Origin of the sequence: Arthrobacter sp. 4R501, from assembly GCF_002929755.1 — a bacterium.
Lineage (GTDB): Bacteria > Actinomycetota > Actinomycetes > Actinomycetales > Micrococcaceae > Arthrobacter.
Window position 1 is genome coordinate 149817 of record NZ_PJIW01000008.1, and the last position, 14519, is coordinate 164335.

The window sequence follows — 14519 nt, forward strand, 5'->3', positions numbered from 1 at the left end:
TTTTTCCGCCGAATACTTGGCCCCGCGGCGGCGACTACTCGGTGTCCAGCCGCCTGCCCCGCTGGACATTTCTACCGGGACATTCCTACAACGAGGGGCGGTCCTTGAGCTCGGCCACTTCGCGCCGCAGCGCAGCGATCTCCGTGGCCAGGCCGGCGAGCTCTGCCCGCAAGGGTTCCTCCACAGACTCCGCGGCAGCTTCCGTTGACTCCTCTACACGCTGGACAAGCCAGGAGGCGATGGACGCGGTGACCACACCCAGCACGGCAATGCCGCTCATCATCAGCGCCGAGGCCACCAGCCGGCCGAGCGGCGTCACGGGGTACATGTCGCCGTAACCCACCGTGGTGATGGTGGTGATGGCCCACCAGAGGGCGTCGCCGAACGTCAGGATCTTGGCGTCCGGGGCCGACTGTTCAACGTCCAGTACCGCCAGCGCGCCCACAAATACCAGGAGCGCCGCCGATCCCGCCACGTACGTGACCACCCGGCCCCTGAGGGTCTCGCCGATGGTCCGGTGCAGCACCGAAAGCAGCGTGACCAGCCGGAGCAGGCGCAGCGGCCGGAAGAACGGAAGGGCCACGACCAGGAGTTCGTGCAGGTTCCAGAGGAACCAGCGGCGGCGCTCTCTGGCCAGCCATAGGTTCGCGGCGTAATCAAGGGCGAAGATACCCCACGTCAGCCACATCACCGTCTCAAGCCATTCCGCGCCGCTGCCGTCGACGCGGCCAATCACCTGCCATGCATACGCCGCCAGGAAAACCAGTGCAGTCCCCATCAGGGGCCACTCGGCGAGGTCCCGGTAGCGTTGTTGCGTCATGCGCCACATCCTACGTGGCGGGCCGGACCTACGGACTTGCCAGCAAGTTACTGATGGGTAACATTGGAGCATGCACCTGCTTCTGCGAACCCTCCTGATGCTGTTCACGTCCGCCCGCCGCTCCGCAATGACAATTTGGGACGCGTCGTCCCTGCCGCTGCGCGTCCTGCCCACCGACATCGACATCGCCATGCACGTCAACAACGGCATGTACTTTTCCCTTATGGACCTGGGCCGGTTCGACCTCATGGTCCGCAGCGGCGTATGGAAGACCATGCGCCGGCGCGGCTGGAGCCCGGTGGCGGCGGGGGAGACCATCGCCTTCCGGAAGTCGCTGCAGCTGTGGCAGCAGTACACCATCGAAACAAAGGTCATCGGCCTGGATGCCAAGGCCATCTACTTTGAGCAGCGCATGGTGTCCGACGGCGAGATTTACGCGCGTGCCTACATCGCCACCCGCCTGGTCAACAAGGGCAGGCCGGTCAGCCAGGAGGAGATCCTGCGCGAGTTCGGCCAGCCCCCGGCGGACCTGGTGCTGCCCGAGTGGATCCACGAATGGCGGGAGACCAACGCCCTGCCCGGTAGCCGGACGCCGGCGCCGCACGTTTGGGACAGCCTCACCCGGGAACGCAAGGCCTGAGCGCCGGTCACCCGGAAGCTACGCGCCGACGTCGCGCCTGTTCACGGCGAACGCGGCCACGGCCACCAGCGCAGCCGAAATTCCCCAGAGCCACCCTGCCGCGGCCCAGTCCGCACCGTTGGCCACCGGCGAATTCCCGTAAGCCCAGTGGTAGGGGCTCAGGTCCAGCAGCCATTCGACGTCCGCGCTCTGCCGGCCGACGGCGTTGAAGACGTAACCAAGAACGCCGACGGCGGCGCCCGCGGCCAGTCCGTACGTCCGCCTTCCGGACACTGCCCCGGCGCATAATGCGGCCGTACCGCTCAGCAGGGCAAGCCCGGCAAACAGCACCGCTGCGCCGAAGAGGTTCTCGGGCCGGATATTCAGATGGGCAGAATCATTGAGCAGCCGGACCAGCACAAAAACGAAGGCCGCGAGCAGCACTACCCGCAGGAACAGGGACAGCGCTCGTTCCAGCACCACCTGGACGCGGGTCACCCCGTGCGCGAGGGTCAGCTCCAGCTGCCCCGATTCCTCGTCCCCGCCCACCGCGGCCGCACCCCATCCCACGGAGGCGATGGTCATCAGGAGGAAGCCGATCAGCCCGAACAGCGTGGCCTGGGTGTACCCGGGACCGGTGGCGATCTGGTCGTAGTTCAGCGCCTTGGTCATCTCGGCCGGGAGGGCGTCGATCATGTCCTGCATCTGCGCGCTCCCGCCGATGGACGGGTACAGCGGCAGATAGAGGAACGTGGCGGCGGCCAGGCCCGCGGCCCACGCCGCGGTGGAGCGCCAGGAATCAAAGAAGGCCCGGCGGAACAGCGGCAGGGTGGTGCTCATCGGGCGGCCTCCGCCGTGCCGGGCAATGCCGGGTCCGTGGCTGCGGGAGTTGAGTACATCTTGAGCACCGACTCCTCAAGATCCGGTTCCTCCAGCACCAGGTCGGTCAGCTCCAGGGTGCCCAGGGCCCTGACCAGCGGCTGGATGGCCCCCTCCACGGTCGCCGAAAAGGTGATGCTGCCGCCGGACTCCAGCACCTCAACGTGCCCGACGCCGGGCACCCCACCCAGCAGCGCGCCGGCGTCGTGCGCTGTTATTCCGTTCGCGGTGAACCGGACCCGGCGCACCGCACCTTCCCGAAGCCCGCTCACGGACTCGACGGCGATGATCCGTCCGTCCCGGAGGATCGCCACGGTGTCAGCGGTCTGCTGGACCTCGCTGAGGACGTGGGAGCTGAGGAAGATGGTCTGGCCGCGGTGCTGCGCCTCGCGGACCATCGCGTGGAATTCCTGCTGGACCAGCGGATCGAGGCCGCTGGTGGGTTCGTCAAGAACCAGGAGCTCGGGGTCGTGCATAAATGCCTGGACCAGGCCGAGCTTCTGCTTGTTGCCCTTGGACAGTTTGCGCGTGTGGCGGTCCAGGTCCAGCCCCAGCCGTTCGGCAAGGCCGTCGATCCTGCCCGGGGCCACCGGACCGCTGATGGCCCAGTAGTGGGCCAGGAGCGTCCGGCCCGTGACACGGCCCTCGAGGAACAGCTCGCCAGGAAGGTAACCGATCCGCCGCCGGAGTTCCGGGCCGCCCGCCCGGGGGTCCTTGCCCAGGACCCTGACCTCCCCCGACGTGGGGCGGATGATGTCCAGCAGGCAGCGCATGGTGGTGGTCTTGCCCGCGCCGTTCGGGCCGATCACGCCGAAAACGGAGCCCGCTTCGACGCTGAAATCCACCCCGTGGAGCACCTCGCGCCGGCCGAACTTCTTGGTGAGGGACCGGGTGGAAATAGCCTGGGCCATGAACCCTCCTGTGTGCGGCAGTCAGCGGCTGATGACCCCAAGGGTAGGCCTCGCCGTGCCCGGTGTACACGGCCCCGTACCGGATATTCCCGATGACGCGAGGAGCGAACAGGACGCCCCCGGCTGGGACATCGGCCTGCGCCTCGCGTACCGTTGAAGGCATGGCAACCGTAGACATCACAGGTGAACAGTTCGCATCGACCATCGAAGGCAACGACATTGTCCTGGTGGACTTCTGGGCTGAATGGTGCGGTCCCTGCAAACAGTTCGGGCCCACGTACAGCGCCGTGTCGGAGAAGCATTCCGACGTCCTGTTCACGAAGGTGGACACCGAAGCCCAGCAGCAGCTCGCCGCCGAGGCCGGCATCACGTCCATCCCCACCCTGATGGCCTTCCGCGAAAAAGTCCTGGTCTTCTCCCAGCCCGGCGCCCTGAACGCCCAGCAGCTGGAGCAGGTTGTTGACGCGGTCAAGGCCCTGGACATGGACGAGGTTCACGCCCATGTGGCGCGCTCACAGGCGGAAGCCGAAGCGGCCGCGGAAAGCAACCCGGCCGTGACCAAAAGCTCGGGCCCCCAGGACGGCTCGCAGATCCCCGACCTGTAATCCTTTTCTTAAAACAACGCGGGGTCACATTTCGCCCAATAACTTCGGTTCTTTGGGCGAAACGTGACCCCGCGTTGTGGTTTGCGGAGGGTTAGAGGCGGGCCAGCTGCACGGGTTCCGCCAGCAGCGCGCTCAGGGATTCGTTCAGGTCCTGGACCGCGGTGCCCTTGGAGTGCTTCGCCAGCAGTTCCTCGGATTCCCACTTTTCCGTGAGGACCAGCTTCTCTTCGGTGGCCTCGGTCAGCTCGTAGCGGATGCAGCCGGGTTCGTTCACCACCTCGTCGATGGCGATTTCCAGGGCGAGCTTCACACGGAAGAACTCGCCGTCGTTGGGGATGAACGTTGCCTGCAGGTCGATGGGTGCACTCATGGATTTCACAATACCGGGACTCGGGATGCACGCCCGCCCTGTTTACGCGCGGACACCCCTCCTGTTGCGCTTCTCATGCCCGGCTCCTATTGGTAGCGTGCCAGCATGCGCGCTTACACAGCCGGGGACACTGACGTCCCGCTCCTCGAGGAAACCATCGGCCAGAACTTTGAACGGGTGGTGGCCCGGTTTCCCCTCCACGACGCGCTGATCGAGGCCGCGCCGGTCCCGGGCGCTGACGCCCGCCGTTGGAGCTACACGAAAATGAACGACGACGTCGATCGCCTCGCGCGTGCGCTCCTCGCCTCGGGGGTGGCCAAAGGGGACCGGGTGGGCATCTGGAGCCCGAACTGCGCTGAGTGGACGCTGCTGCAGTACGCCACGGCCAAAGCCGGTGCCATCCTGGTCAACGTGAACCCGGCCTACCGGAGCCACGAGCTGGAGTTTGTGGTGAAGCAGAACGGCATGCGGATGCTGGTGGCGGCACCGTCGGACCGGAACAGCGACTACGTGGGGATGGCGCGCCAGGCGCTCGCCGGCTGCCCGGACCTGCGGGAACTGGTGCTCCTGCCGGATTACGGCATGGACGGGCTCGACGCCGGGGATCCCCAAAGTGACGGGGAGCTGACGTACACCGAGCTGCTCAAGCGGGCTGACGCCGTCGGCCATTCCTCCCTGAAGGCGCGGATGGCGGAGCTGGACCCGCACGATCCCATCAACCTGCAGTACACGTCCGGGACCACGGGCTTCCCCAAGGGCGCAACGCTGACGCACCACAACATCCTGAACAACGGCTACTCCATCGGTGAGCTGCTGGGCTACACCGAGCACGACCGGGTGGTGATTCCGGTGCCGTTCTACCACTGCTTCGGGATGGTGATCGGTAACCTGGCAGCCCTCAGCCACGGTGCGGCCACTATCATCCCCGGGCGCGGCTTCACGCCGGCGGCCGCGCTGGAGGCGGTCCAGGACTTCGGCGGGACATCGCTGTACGGCGTGCCCACCATGTTCATCGCGGAGCTTGCGCTGCCGGACTTTTCCTCCTACGACCTGGCAACGCTCCGCACCGGCGTCATGGCGGGATCGGTGTGCCCCATCGATGTGATGAACCGGGTGATCTCGGAGATGCACATGGTGGATGTGGCCATCTGCTACGGCATGACCGAGACCTCCCCGGTGTCCACCATGACCCGGAACGGTGACACGCTGCAGCATCGCACCGAGACCGTGGGCCGGACCATGCCGAGGCTGGAAAACCAGATCGTGGACCCTGGCACCGGCGAGGTGCTGGAGCGCGGCGAGATCGGCGAGCTGTGCACCCGGGGCTACGCCGTCATGGCCGGGTACTGGGACCAGCCGGAGAATACCGCGGAGGCCATCGACGCCGACCGCTGGATGCACACCGGCGACCTCGCCCGGATGGACGACGAGGGCTACGTGGTGATCGAAGGCCGGATCAAGGACCTGGTGATCCGCGGCGGCGAAAACATCTACCCGCGCGAGATCGAGGAGTTCCTGTACAGCCACCCGTCCATCCAAGACGTGCAGGTGATCGGCGTGCCCGATGCCAAGTACGGCGAGGAACTCATGGCCTGCGTCATCCTCAAGCCCGGCGCGGACCCGCTGGACGCGGCCGCCGTCGCCGACTTCTGCCGCGGGAAACTTGCCCACTACAAGATCCCCCGCTACGTGGACGTCCGCGAAAGTTTCCCCATGACCGTTTCCGGGAAGATCCGCAAGGTGGAGATGCGCGAGGAAGCCGTGGCCCGCCTGGGGCTCTGACGCGCGGCGTCCCACAATCGGGGCCGCAAGTGTCCGTTCGCGCTGTCTGAGCCCCCTCGTTGAGCGCGAACGGACAGTTAAGCCCCCCGCTCCGCGGCTCAGGTTGCCGGGGTCACCCCAAGCTGCGCCATGATGCCGGCTACATCGTAGTAGCGGCGTTCCTCCGTGACTTCCCCGTCAGCATTGAACGTCGAGAAGACGGCCGCGTTATTGATGAAGGACTTTCCGGTGGCGGGAATCTCGCCACCGGGCGATGCCAACGGGCCCTGGTGCGTTCCGCGCAGGGTGTACTCGGCTGCGAACGTCTCGCCATTCTGGAACAGGGGCCCCACGGTGAGACTGACGTCCGGGAAGGCCCGCAGGAGTTCCACCATGTCCTGCTCAACGGCGTCCCGCCCCTTCAACGGCTGCGGGTAGAGCGGGTCGTGGACAACCGCGTCCGCGGCATAGGTTGCGGCGAAGGCCTTCGCATCATGAGAGTTCATGGCGTCTACTGACCTGGCAATTGCGTCTGCACTCATCGTTTGCTCCCTTATTGGTCCTGTTGTCCGTTATTCGGGACAACTTCAGACTGCCCGGCTCCAAGGCCAGGCGGATGGGTCAACTGACCCATTTTGTGGCCAATGCCGGCGGAGCCCACCAGGCGGATCCGGGGCGGCCCGCGCCCGTAGTGCCGTCCCTAGAGAACGGCAGTGTCAAGTGCTCTAATTGAATCGTGGCGCTGGAGGAAGTGACAGCGAGAGGCTACGCGGCACTGGAAGCGGGGCGGTGGGTGGATGCGCGCGCCGCGTTTGAGGAGGTCCTCTCGGGCACCGGATCGCCGGGCGCGCTCGCAGGCTTGGGCGACGCCCTCTTTTTTCTCGGCGACCTTGGTGAAAGCGTCCGCTGCCGTGAGCGCGCCTACGCTGCCAGCCGCCGTGCCGGCAATGTTCCGGAAGCCATCGATTCCGCTGTATGGCTGTGCCTTGTCTACGGGATGTCCCTCGGCAACGAGGCTGCGGCGCGGGGCTGGCTTGCCCGGGCGGAGAGCATGGCCGGGCCCGACGACGGACTGTCCCGGGCCTGGGTTGATTACTGTGCGGCGCTGCTGGCTACGGATGCCCATCACTGTCGCGACCTGATCGAGCGCGCGCTGGCCATGTCGCATGAATTGGGCGACCCCGACCTGGCAGTCTGTGCGCTTGCGGAGCGTGGCGTTGTCCTGGTCAAGGGTGGGGAGGTCCAGGCCGGGCTTCGCTGCGTGGACGAGGCCATGGCCAGCGCCCTGGGTGGCGATGGAACGACGTTCTACACAGTGGTCATGGCGAGTTGCTCGATGCTGACCGTCTGCGACCTGCTCAGCGACCTTGGGCGAGCTACCCAGTGGTCGCTGGCGGCAGATGACTACATGAGGGCCTACGGCTGTCCATACCTTTACGCTCAGTGCCGCATGGTCCACGGGCGAGTGCTCCTGCTGACGGGTCATTGGGCCGAAGCCGAGGACGAGCTGCGGCATGCGGCGGCGAGTACAAAGGACGTCTTCCCCGGTATGTACCACAGGGCCGTCGCGAGCCTCGCCGAGCTCCGTGTGCGCCAGGGTCACTTCGACGAGGCCAGGGCCTTGATTGAGAGGATCGGCGCTCCGGTCGAGACCAGCCTGGTGGCGGCAGGACTTGCCCTCGGAAGCAACGAACCGGCTGCGGCCGTGGCCCTGGCAGAGCGCTGGCTTCGTTCGGAAAATGAGGGTACCGGCGACGTCGTTCCTCCACTGCACGCCGGCGGGCACCGGACCTCTCTGGAAACAGCGAGCGCACGCGGCCTGCTGGTGCAGGCACAGCTGGCAGCAGGCAATCCTGCCGCTGCTGCAGTGGCCGCCGAGCACCTTGGCGACCTTGACGCCAGCGCCGGAGGAGTATGCCTGGTGTCCGCGCATGCCGCTCTGGCAAGGGGCCGGGTTGCAGCGGCCGAGGGCCGGCTGGAGCCTGCCACGTTGTATTTTGAGGACGCCCTCAAGTGGTTCGGGCACTTGGACCTTCCGCTGGAAGCCGCGCGCACACGACTGGAACTTGCGCGTGTTTTAGCCCAAGTCCAGCCCACACTCGCTATCTCCGAAGCCCGCGCTGCCCTGTCAGCGATGGACAGGCTGGGGGCGTCCCATGATGCCGATACGGCAGCGGCACTGCTGCGTTCGTGGGGCGCGGGGGGCCGGTCCGTTCCCCGCGAGGCAGGTATTCTCACCCGGCGTGAGCATGAGATTCTGGGGCTGCTGGTTGAGGGCTATTCAAATCCTGAAATTGCGGGGCAGCTGTTCATCAGCAGCAAAACAGTGGCCCACCATGTGAGCAGCGTGCTGGAGAAGCTGGGCCTTCGCAACCGTGCTGAAGCCGCTGCTTACGCCGCTCGCCTGGGCTCTCTCTGATGCTGCTGGGCAGCGGGCTCAATTGATGTTGCGGTTGATGGCCCGCACACCCACTACAAGCCCGACGGCGGCCGTCACCGATGCGGCGAGGAGGCCCAGGAGCGTGTCGGTCCCGACGCTGCCGGCGAACAGTTCCCGCTCGGCGTTGACCAGGTAGGTCAGTGGGTTGAAGCGGCTGGCGGTCTTCATCCAGTCGGGGCCGGCTTCGATAGGCAGCATGATGCCGGACAGGATCATCAGCGGGAAGAGCAGCGTCTGCTGCACACCCCAGAAGATCCACTCCTTGTTCTGCGATACCAGGGCCAGCGCGTAGGAGAGGGCGCCGAGCCCGATGCCGAAAATGCCCAGGATGACCAGGCCGAACAGCACGTGCAGCGGGTAGAAGACGAAGCCGAACGGGATGCAGACCAGGGCGATCAGCAGTCCCTGCACTACCAGCGGCGCCCATTCCTTCAGCGCCCGCCCGATCATCAGCGACGAGCGGGACAGCGGCGTCGCCAGGATCCGTTCGTACGAACCGGTCATCAGCTCGTACTGCAGATTGGAGCCCGTCATGGAGGTGCCGAACAGGGCAATCATGACCACTACGCCGGGCAGGAACCACTGCAGCGTGGACTGGCCGCCGAATGCCGGTGCCCCCACGGCCGCGCCGAGCAACGGGCCGAAGAGCCCCAGGAACACGAGCGGCTGAAGCAGCGAGAAGACCAGCGAGAACGGGTCCCGCAGCGGCAGCAGCATTTCCCGCCAGAACACATATTTGGTGTCATGCAGGATCTGGACCAGGCCCGGCTTTGCCAGGACCTCGGTGCTTTGCACAGCCATCAGCGGTCTGCTCCTTCCCGCAGATTACGGCCGGTCAGTTCCAGGAACACGTCGTCCAGGGTGGGCGGTTTCAGCTCCAGGGACTGGGCGGGAGCGCCGGCGTCGTTCATCTGCTGCAGCAGCACCGGTGCTAGCCGGGCGCCTTCGGTGAGCCGGAGGCGGAAGCGAACCACGCCGTCGTACGTGTTTTCGTTGACCTCACCGCCCGCGGCGGCCCGGCCCAGCAGCCCGCGCACGCCCGCGGCGGACTCCGCCGCCACCTCGACGGCGAGCAGGTCGCCGGCCAGGTTGGCCTTCAGCCGGGCGGCTGTGTCATCGGCGATGATCTGGCCGTGGTCAATCACGATCACGCGCTCGGACATCAAATCGGCCTCGTCCATGTAATGCGTGGTCAGGACGATGGTGGTGCCGTGCTCGGCGCGCAACCGCATGATGTGGTCCCACAGGTTGGCCCGGTTCTGCGGGTCCATGCCGGTGGACGGTTCATCCAGGAACAGCAGCCGCGGGGAGTGCATCAGGCCCAGGGCCACGTCCATCCGCCGCCGCTGCCCGCCGGACAGTTTGATGACGGTGCGTTTGGCGAGGTCGGCCAGGTCCATGGACGTCAGGAGCTCCTGTGCCCGGGCAGCGGCATCCGTGGAGTTCATACCGTAGAAGCGGCCCTGCATGATCAGTTCGTCGATGACCCGGAAGCTGTGCCCGCCGCCGTTGCCCTGGCCGATGTAGCCGATCCGGGCGCGTACGCCAGCCGGGTCCGCTGTGACGTCCACCCCCGCGACGGTTGCCGTGCCCGACGTGGGCCGGAGCAGCGTGGTGAGCATACGCAGGGTGGTGGATTTGCCCGCACCGTTCGGGCCAAGGAACGCCACAAGCTCGCCCGGGGCAACATCGATGTCGACCCCCTTGACGGCTTCTACCGTTTCCTTCTTGACGGTGAAAGTTTTGCTCAGCTTGTCAGTGTGGATCATGGCTGACTCCAGAGAATGCGGAATTCCGGGGCTCTGGTGCGGGCTCCATGGCGCCACGCTATACCCATCCGCGGCCCGAGTCCACGGCGGAACCGTCAGTGCCGGCGGTGGTCCTGGATGGTCATCCGCGGCCCGAACGTCGGTTTGCGGAAGCCGCTCAGGCCGATCATCCGGACCACCCGCTGCCGGTGCCCCGTCCACGGCTCAAGCAAGGCCAGCATGCCGGCGTCGTCCGTCCGGCGGCCGGTAAGGGCGGCGCCCACATAGGCGGCGAGGTGGTAGTCGCCCACGGCGATGGAGTCCGGGCAGCCGTGGGTCCGCTGCACCACTTCGGCCGCGGTCCACACCCCGATACCGGGAATCACCTGCAGCTTTGCTGCCGCCTCCGCGGACGGAAGGGCGGCCAGCCGTTCAAGCGCGACGGCGGATCGCAGCGCCCGCATAACGGTCGCCGAACGCTGTGGTCCTACGCCGGCCTGGTGCCATTCCCACGAGGGGATGCGCAGCCACTGCTCAGGCGTGGGCTGGAGGCGGAGCCCTTCCGGCGCGGAGGTTCCGGCCGCCGGAGCGGGTGAGCCGAAGCGGTACATCAGGTACCGGTAGCCGCGGCGTGCCTCAATGACGGTGACCTTCTGCTCGAGGATGGTGGGCACGAGGCAATCAACCACCCGCCCGGTGGAGGGCAACCGGACAGCCAGGTTCCGGCGTCGGGCGTCCCGGACCAGCCTGGGAAGGGTGGCATGGAAGGCCGGCTCGTCAAACGCCGACCAGTCGTCCTCGGCGCCCAGGAGCCGGGGCACTCCGGCTAGTACGGCGGCGGAACCCGGACCCCAGGCCTGGGCGTCAACAGCGGCATCAACAGCCCTATCCGCGGCAGCGGTGAGGCGCAGCGTGACCGGGCCGTCCGGCGTCGTAAACGCCGTCCATAACCCGTCCGGCCCGAACGAAAACGACGGATCTCCGGTACCCCGCAGGAGAGTGCCCAGCGTCTGGTGCAGGCTGTACGGGCCGTCCGGATGCCAGCGCAGGGACGCATCCGCGGCGGCGGCAAGCCGGGCGGGGGCGTCAAGGATGGTCATGTATTCATGGTCCCACGATGGGCTGACAACGCAGCTTCCGGAGCCCCTTTCAGGCCGAAGATGCCAGGACTAGACTCCAACATGTGGCGCGGGGCGTCCGCGCCTTCCCATCGCATTCAAAGGAGCATGCAGTGGCTGGAGTTGTGCATTTCGAGATACCCACGGAAAACAAGGAACGCGCCAACACGTTTTACCAAAGCGCATTCGGCTGGAACCTGATCCCCATGCAGGGGATGGACTACACCAGCGCCATCACCACACCCTCGGACGAACAGACAGGCCTGCCAAGCGCGCCAGGGGCCATCAACGGGGCCCTGTTCCCCCGCACGGACAACCTCAAGACCCCCATCATCACCATCGATGTGGAGGACGTGGACGCCGCGCTGGCACAGGTCGAATCCGCTGGAGGTACTATCGCCCAGGCCAAGGACGCCGTTCCGGGAATGGGCTATTACGCCTATTTCAAGGACACCGAAGGCAACACCCTGGGCCTCTGGCAGACAGATTCCTCGGCAGGGAGCTGAGCCCCGGCCAGGACCTGCGGCGGCAGGCGGTAACTTTGTACCTATGAAGTACGCGCAGTCCGTCCTGGACCTCATCGGTAACACGCCGCTCATCAAGCTCAACCACGTGACGGAAGGCCTCAAAGCCACAGTCCTGGTCAAGCTGGAATACATCAATCCCGGCGGTTCCATCAAGGACCGCATCGCGGTGAAAATGATCGAAGAGGCCGAACGGACCGGCAAACTCCTGCCCGGCGGGACCATCGTTGAGCCGACGTCGGGCAACACCGGCGTGGGTCTGGCGCTCGTGGCCCAGCAAAAAGGCTACAAATGCATCTTCGTCGTGCCGGACAAGGTGGGTGAGGACAAGCGCGCCGTGCTTCAGGCTTACGGCGCCGAAGTGGTGGTCACCCCCACGTCCGTGGCCCCGGACAGCCCGCAGAGCTACTACAGCGTCTCGGACCGCCTGGTCACGGAAATTCCGGGCGCCTACAAGCCGGACCAGTTCTCCAACCCGGCCGCCCCCGGCAGCCACTACGAGACCACGGGGCCGGAAATCTGGCGGGACACGGACGGCACGGTGACGCACTGCGTGATCGGCGCCGGCACCGGCGGCACCATCACCGGCACCGGCCGCTTCCTCAAGGAGATCTCGGCGGACCGTCCGGAGGCCGACGGCGGCCGGGTCAGGATCATCGGGGCTGACCCCGAAGGCTCGGTCTACTCCGGCGGCACCGGGCGCCCGTACTTCGTCGAGGGCGTGGGCGAGGACATGTGGCCGGCGAACTACGACAAGTCCGTCCCGGACGCCGTCATCGCCGTCACCGACGCCGATTCCTTCGCCATGACGCGGCGGCTGGCCCGCGAGGAAGGGCTGCTGGTGGGCGGCTCGTCCGGCATGGCGGTGGTGGCTGCGCTGCAGACCGCCCGCGACCTCCCGGAAAGCGCCGTGGTGGTGGTCATCCTCCCGGACTCCGGCCGCGGCTACCTGGCCAAGATCTTCAACGATCAGTGGATGCGTTCCTACGGCTTCCTCTCCGGCGGCGAGGAGACGTCAGTGGGCGAGGTCATCAAGTCCAAGACCGGCGAGCTGCCGGACCTGGTCCACATCCACCCCAACGAGACCGTCCGCGACGTCATCAACATCATGAACGAGTTCGGTGTCAGCCACATCCCGGTCCTCTCGCAGGAACCGCCGGTGGTGATGGGCGAGGTCCTCGGCGCCGTGGATGAGCGCAGCCTGACCTCCAAGCTGTTCCGCGGCGAGGCCAAGCTGACGGACAAGATCTCGGAGCACATGGGCCCCCGCCTGCCGGTCATCGGCTCGCTGGAAACCATCTCCGCAGCCCGTGAGCTGCTCTCCGACGTGGACACCGTGATGGTGACATTCGTCGGCGCCCCCGTGGGAATCCTCACCCGCCACGACCTCCTCGCCTACCTCAGCAACTAATCCTCCGGTGGTTGAGCCGTAACCTCGGTGGTTGAGCCTGTCGAAACCTAGATCTCGACAGGCTCGATCACCGGCGGCAGGCTTGATCACCGCATGAAAGGACTTTCAATGTCTGCAGAAAACCAGGGTTTCAACACGCGCGCCGTCCATGCCGGCCAGGCCTTCGAGCCCCGCACCGGCGCCGTGGTTCCGCCGGTGCACTTCAGCTCCACGTACGCCCAGGACGGCATCGGCGGGCTCCGCGACGGCTACGAATACGGCCGTGGCACCAACCCCACGCGCGACGCCCTGCAGGAGCAGCTCGCGGCGCTCGAAGGCGGAAGCCACGCGTACTCCTTCAGCTCCGGCCTTGCGGCGGAGGACTCCCTGATCCGGGCGCTGACCCGGCCGGGCGACCACATTGTGCTCGGCAACGACGCGTACGGCGGCACGTACAGGCTGATCAACCGCGTGCTCGGCGACTGGGGGATCGGCAACACCCCCGTGGACATGGCGGATCTGGACGCGGTGCGCAAAGCCGTGGCCGCGAACAAGACCCGCTTCGTCTGGGTGGAGACCCCCTCCAACCCGCTGATGAAGATCACCGACATCGAGGCGCTCGCCGCAATAGCGCACGACGCCGGGGCCCTCCTCGTGGTGGACAACACCTTCGCGTCGCCCTACCTGCAGACCCCGCTCGCCCTGGGTGCCGACGTCGTGGTCCACTCCACCACCAAGTACATCGGCGGGCACTCCGATGTGGTGGGCGGCGCCATTGTGGTCAACGACGCGGACCTCGCGGAGAAGATCGGCTTCGTGCAGTTCGCGGTGGGTGCGGTGTCCGGCCCCATGGACGCCTTCCTCACCACCCGCGGCCTGAAGACACTCGGCGTGCGCATGGACCGGCACAGCGACAACGGGCAGGCCGTGGCCGAATGGCTGCTCGAGCGCCCCGAGGTGGAGGCCGTCCTGTACCCGGGCCTGCCGTCCCACCCCGGCCACGAGCTGGCGAAGAAGCAGATGAAGAAGTTCGGCGGCATGGTGTCCGTCCAGTTCAAGGGCGGCGAGGCGGCGGCCCGCACGGTCGCGGAAAACACGTCGGTGTTCACGCTGGCGGAATCCTTGGGCGGCATCGAATCGCTGATGAACTACCCGTCCGAGATGACCCACGCATCGGTCAAGGGCACGGAACTGGCGGTTCCCGTCAACCTGATCCGGCTGTCCTGCGGCATCGAGGACGTGGAAGACCTCATCGCCGACCTCGAGCGCGCCTTCACCTTCCTCAAGTAGCAGCGCCCCTCCAGTAGCACCGCGCTCGCCAGCCAAAGGCGCCC

The 14519-nt window shown here is 66.6% G+C and carries 16 protein-coding genes; 8 read left to right on the forward strand and 8 right to left on the reverse strand.

What is annotated here, in order from left to right; translation table 11 throughout:
* Positions 1 to 85: 85 nt before the first annotated feature.
* Positions 86 to 820, reverse strand: coding sequence for a potassium channel family protein (locus CXR02_RS09970; RefSeq protein WP_104061843.1), 735 nt, complete (start codon positions 818 to 820; stop codon positions 86 to 88).
* A 70-nt stretch (positions 821 to 890) separates the two neighbouring features.
* Here CXR02_RS09970 and CXR02_RS09975 point away from each other — a divergent pair, with 70 nt between their 5' ends.
* On the forward strand, positions 891 to 1460 hold the full coding sequence (locus CXR02_RS09975; protein ID WP_104061844.1) for a thioesterase family protein: 570 nt from the start codon (positions 891 to 893) through the stop codon (positions 1458 to 1460).
* An 18-nt stretch (positions 1461 to 1478) separates the two neighbouring features.
* On the opposite strand, the gene CXR02_RS09980 is transcribed toward CXR02_RS09975, so the two are convergent.
* Positions 1479 to 2279, reverse strand: coding sequence for an ABC transporter permease subunit (locus CXR02_RS09980; protein ID WP_104061845.1), 801 nt, complete (start codon positions 2277 to 2279; stop codon positions 1479 to 1481).
* Complete coding sequence (locus tag CXR02_RS09985; protein ID WP_104061846.1) at positions 2276 to 3229, reverse strand: ABC transporter ATP-binding protein; 954 nt, start codon at positions 3227 to 3229, stop codon at positions 2276 to 2278. The genes CXR02_RS09980 and CXR02_RS09985 overlap by 4 nt, the downstream gene beginning before the upstream one ends.
* Before the next feature lie 31 nt (positions 3230 to 3260).
* Here CXR02_RS09985 and CXR02_RS22885 point away from each other — a divergent pair, with 31 nt between their 5' ends.
* Positions 3261 to 3386, forward strand: a complete 126-nt coding sequence (locus CXR02_RS22885) for a hypothetical protein (protein ID WP_258060903.1) — start codon at positions 3261 to 3263, stop codon at positions 3384 to 3386.
* Between the two features lie 4 nt (positions 3387 to 3390).
* Positions 3391 to 3834 carry a co-chaperone YbbN gene (locus tag CXR02_RS09990; protein ID WP_104061847.1) on the forward strand — a complete coding sequence of 148 codons (444 nt, stop codon included), beginning with the start codon at positions 3391 to 3393 and terminating at the stop codon, positions 3832 to 3834.
* A gap of 91 nt (positions 3835 to 3925) precedes the next feature.
* On the opposite strand, the gene CXR02_RS09995 is transcribed toward CXR02_RS09990, so the two are convergent.
* A complete protein-coding gene (locus CXR02_RS09995; protein ID WP_104061848.1) occupies positions 3926 to 4204 on the reverse strand; it encodes a putative quinol monooxygenase in 279 nt (92 codons plus the stop codon).
* Between the two features lie 105 nt (positions 4205 to 4309).
* Between CXR02_RS09995 and CXR02_RS10000 the strand changes: the two genes are divergently transcribed.
* Positions 4310 to 5986 carry an AMP-binding protein gene (locus tag CXR02_RS10000; RefSeq protein ID WP_104061849.1) on the forward strand — a complete coding sequence of 559 codons (1677 nt, stop codon included), beginning with the start codon at positions 4310 to 4312 and terminating at the stop codon, positions 5984 to 5986.
* Between the two features lie 98 nt (positions 5987 to 6084).
* Here CXR02_RS10000 and CXR02_RS10005 read toward each other — a convergent pair whose 3' ends face one another.
* A complete protein-coding gene (locus tag CXR02_RS10005) occupies positions 6085 to 6507 on the reverse strand; it encodes an ester cyclase (protein WP_104061850.1) in 423 nt (140 codons plus the stop codon).
* Between the two features lie 194 nt (positions 6508 to 6701).
* Between CXR02_RS10005 and CXR02_RS22890 the strand changes: the two genes are divergently transcribed.
* Positions 6702 to 8384: a LuxR C-terminal-related transcriptional regulator gene (locus CXR02_RS22890; RefSeq protein WP_258060904.1), complete on the forward strand. Its 1683-nt coding sequence runs from the start codon at positions 6702 to 6704 to the stop codon at positions 8382 to 8384.
* Between the two features lie 18 nt (positions 8385 to 8402).
* Here the strand turns inward: CXR02_RS22890 and CXR02_RS10015 are convergent, their stop codons facing one another.
* The 3 genes from CXR02_RS10015 to CXR02_RS10025 all read right to left on the reverse strand — a co-directional run bounded on the left by CXR02_RS10015 (position 8403) and on the right by CXR02_RS10025 (position 11253).
* On the reverse strand, positions 8403 to 9206 hold the full coding sequence (locus CXR02_RS10015; protein ID WP_104061852.1) for an ABC transporter permease: 804 nt from the start codon (positions 9204 to 9206) through the stop codon (positions 8403 to 8405).
* The gene (locus CXR02_RS10020) at positions 9206 to 10174 is read right to left on the reverse strand and encodes an ATP-binding cassette domain-containing protein (protein WP_104061853.1); all 969 of its coding nucleotides are present in this window, start codon (positions 10172 to 10174) and stop codon (positions 9206 to 9208) included. Before CXR02_RS10020 ends, CXR02_RS10015 begins: the two co-directional genes overlap by 1 nt.
* A 95-nt stretch (positions 10175 to 10269) precedes the next feature.
* Positions 10270 to 11253 (reverse strand): DNA-3-methyladenine glycosylase, encoded by a 984-nt coding sequence (locus CXR02_RS10025; protein WP_104061854.1) that lies wholly within the window; start codon positions 11251 to 11253, stop codon positions 10270 to 10272.
* 131 nt (positions 11254 to 11384) lie between these two features.
* Between CXR02_RS10025 and CXR02_RS10030 the strand changes: the two genes are divergently transcribed.
* From CXR02_RS10030 to CXR02_RS10040, 3 genes are all read left to right on the forward strand, one after another.
* Positions 11385 to 11777 carry a VOC family protein gene (locus CXR02_RS10030; RefSeq protein WP_104061855.1) on the forward strand — a complete coding sequence of 131 codons (393 nt, stop codon included), beginning with the start codon at positions 11385 to 11387 and terminating at the stop codon, positions 11775 to 11777.
* 43 nt (positions 11778 to 11820) lie between these two features.
* Complete coding sequence (locus CXR02_RS10035) at positions 11821 to 13206, forward strand: cystathionine beta-synthase (protein WP_104061856.1); 1386 nt, start codon at positions 11821 to 11823, stop codon at positions 13204 to 13206.
* Between the two features lie 108 nt (positions 13207 to 13314).
* Entirely contained in the window at positions 13315 to 14475 is a 1161-nt protein-coding gene (locus CXR02_RS10040; RefSeq protein ID WP_104061857.1) for a cystathionine gamma-synthase, read from the forward strand.
* Positions 14476 to 14519 lie beyond the last annotated feature (44 nt).

Coding starts and splice junctions, on each gene's coding strand:
- CXR02_RS10015 (WP_104061852.1), bottom strand. CDS start 9,206: ATGGCTGTGCAAAGCACCGAGGTCCTGGCAAAGCCGGGCCTGGTCCAG.
- CXR02_RS10020 (WP_104061853.1), bottom strand. CDS start 10,174: ATGATCCACACTGACAAGCTGAGCAAAACTTTCACCGTCAAGAAGGAA.
- CXR02_RS09995 (WP_104061848.1), bottom strand. CDS start 4,204: ATGAGTGCACCCATCGACCTGCAGGCAACGTTCATCCCCAACGACGGC.
- CXR02_RS09985 (WP_104061846.1), bottom strand. CDS start 3,229: ATGGCCCAGGCTATTTCCACCCGGTCCCTCACCAAGAAGTTCGGCCGG.
- CXR02_RS09970 (WP_104061843.1), bottom strand. CDS start 820: ATGACGCAACAACGCTACCGGGACCTCGCCGAGTGGCCCCTGATGGGG.
- CXR02_RS09980 (WP_104061845.1), bottom strand. CDS start 2,279: ATGAGCACCACCCTGCCGCTGTTCCGCCGGGCCTTCTTTGATTCCTGG.
- CXR02_RS22885 (WP_258060903.1), top strand. CDS start 3,261: ATGACCCCAAGGGTAGGCCTCGCCGTGCCCGGTGTACACGGCCCCGTA.
- CXR02_RS09975 (WP_104061844.1), top strand. CDS start 891: ATGCACCTGCTTCTGCGAACCCTCCTGATGCTGTTCACGTCCGCCCGC.
- CXR02_RS10000 (WP_104061849.1), top strand. CDS start 4,310: ATGCGCGCTTACACAGCCGGGGACACTGACGTCCCGCTCCTCGAGGAA.
- CXR02_RS10025 (WP_104061854.1), bottom strand. CDS start 11,253: ATGACCATCCTTGACGCCCCCGCCCGGCTTGCCGCCGCCGCGGATGCG.
- CXR02_RS09990 (WP_104061847.1), top strand. CDS start 3,391: ATGGCAACCGTAGACATCACAGGTGAACAGTTCGCATCGACCATCGAA.
- CXR02_RS10035 (WP_104061856.1), top strand. CDS start 11,821: ATGAAGTACGCGCAGTCCGTCCTGGACCTCATCGGTAACACGCCGCTC.
- CXR02_RS10005 (WP_104061850.1), bottom strand. CDS start 6,507: ATGAGTGCAGACGCAATTGCCAGGTCAGTAGACGCCATGAACTCTCAT.
- CXR02_RS10040 (WP_104061857.1), top strand. CDS start 13,315: ATGTCTGCAGAAAACCAGGGTTTCAACACGCGCGCCGTCCATGCCGGC.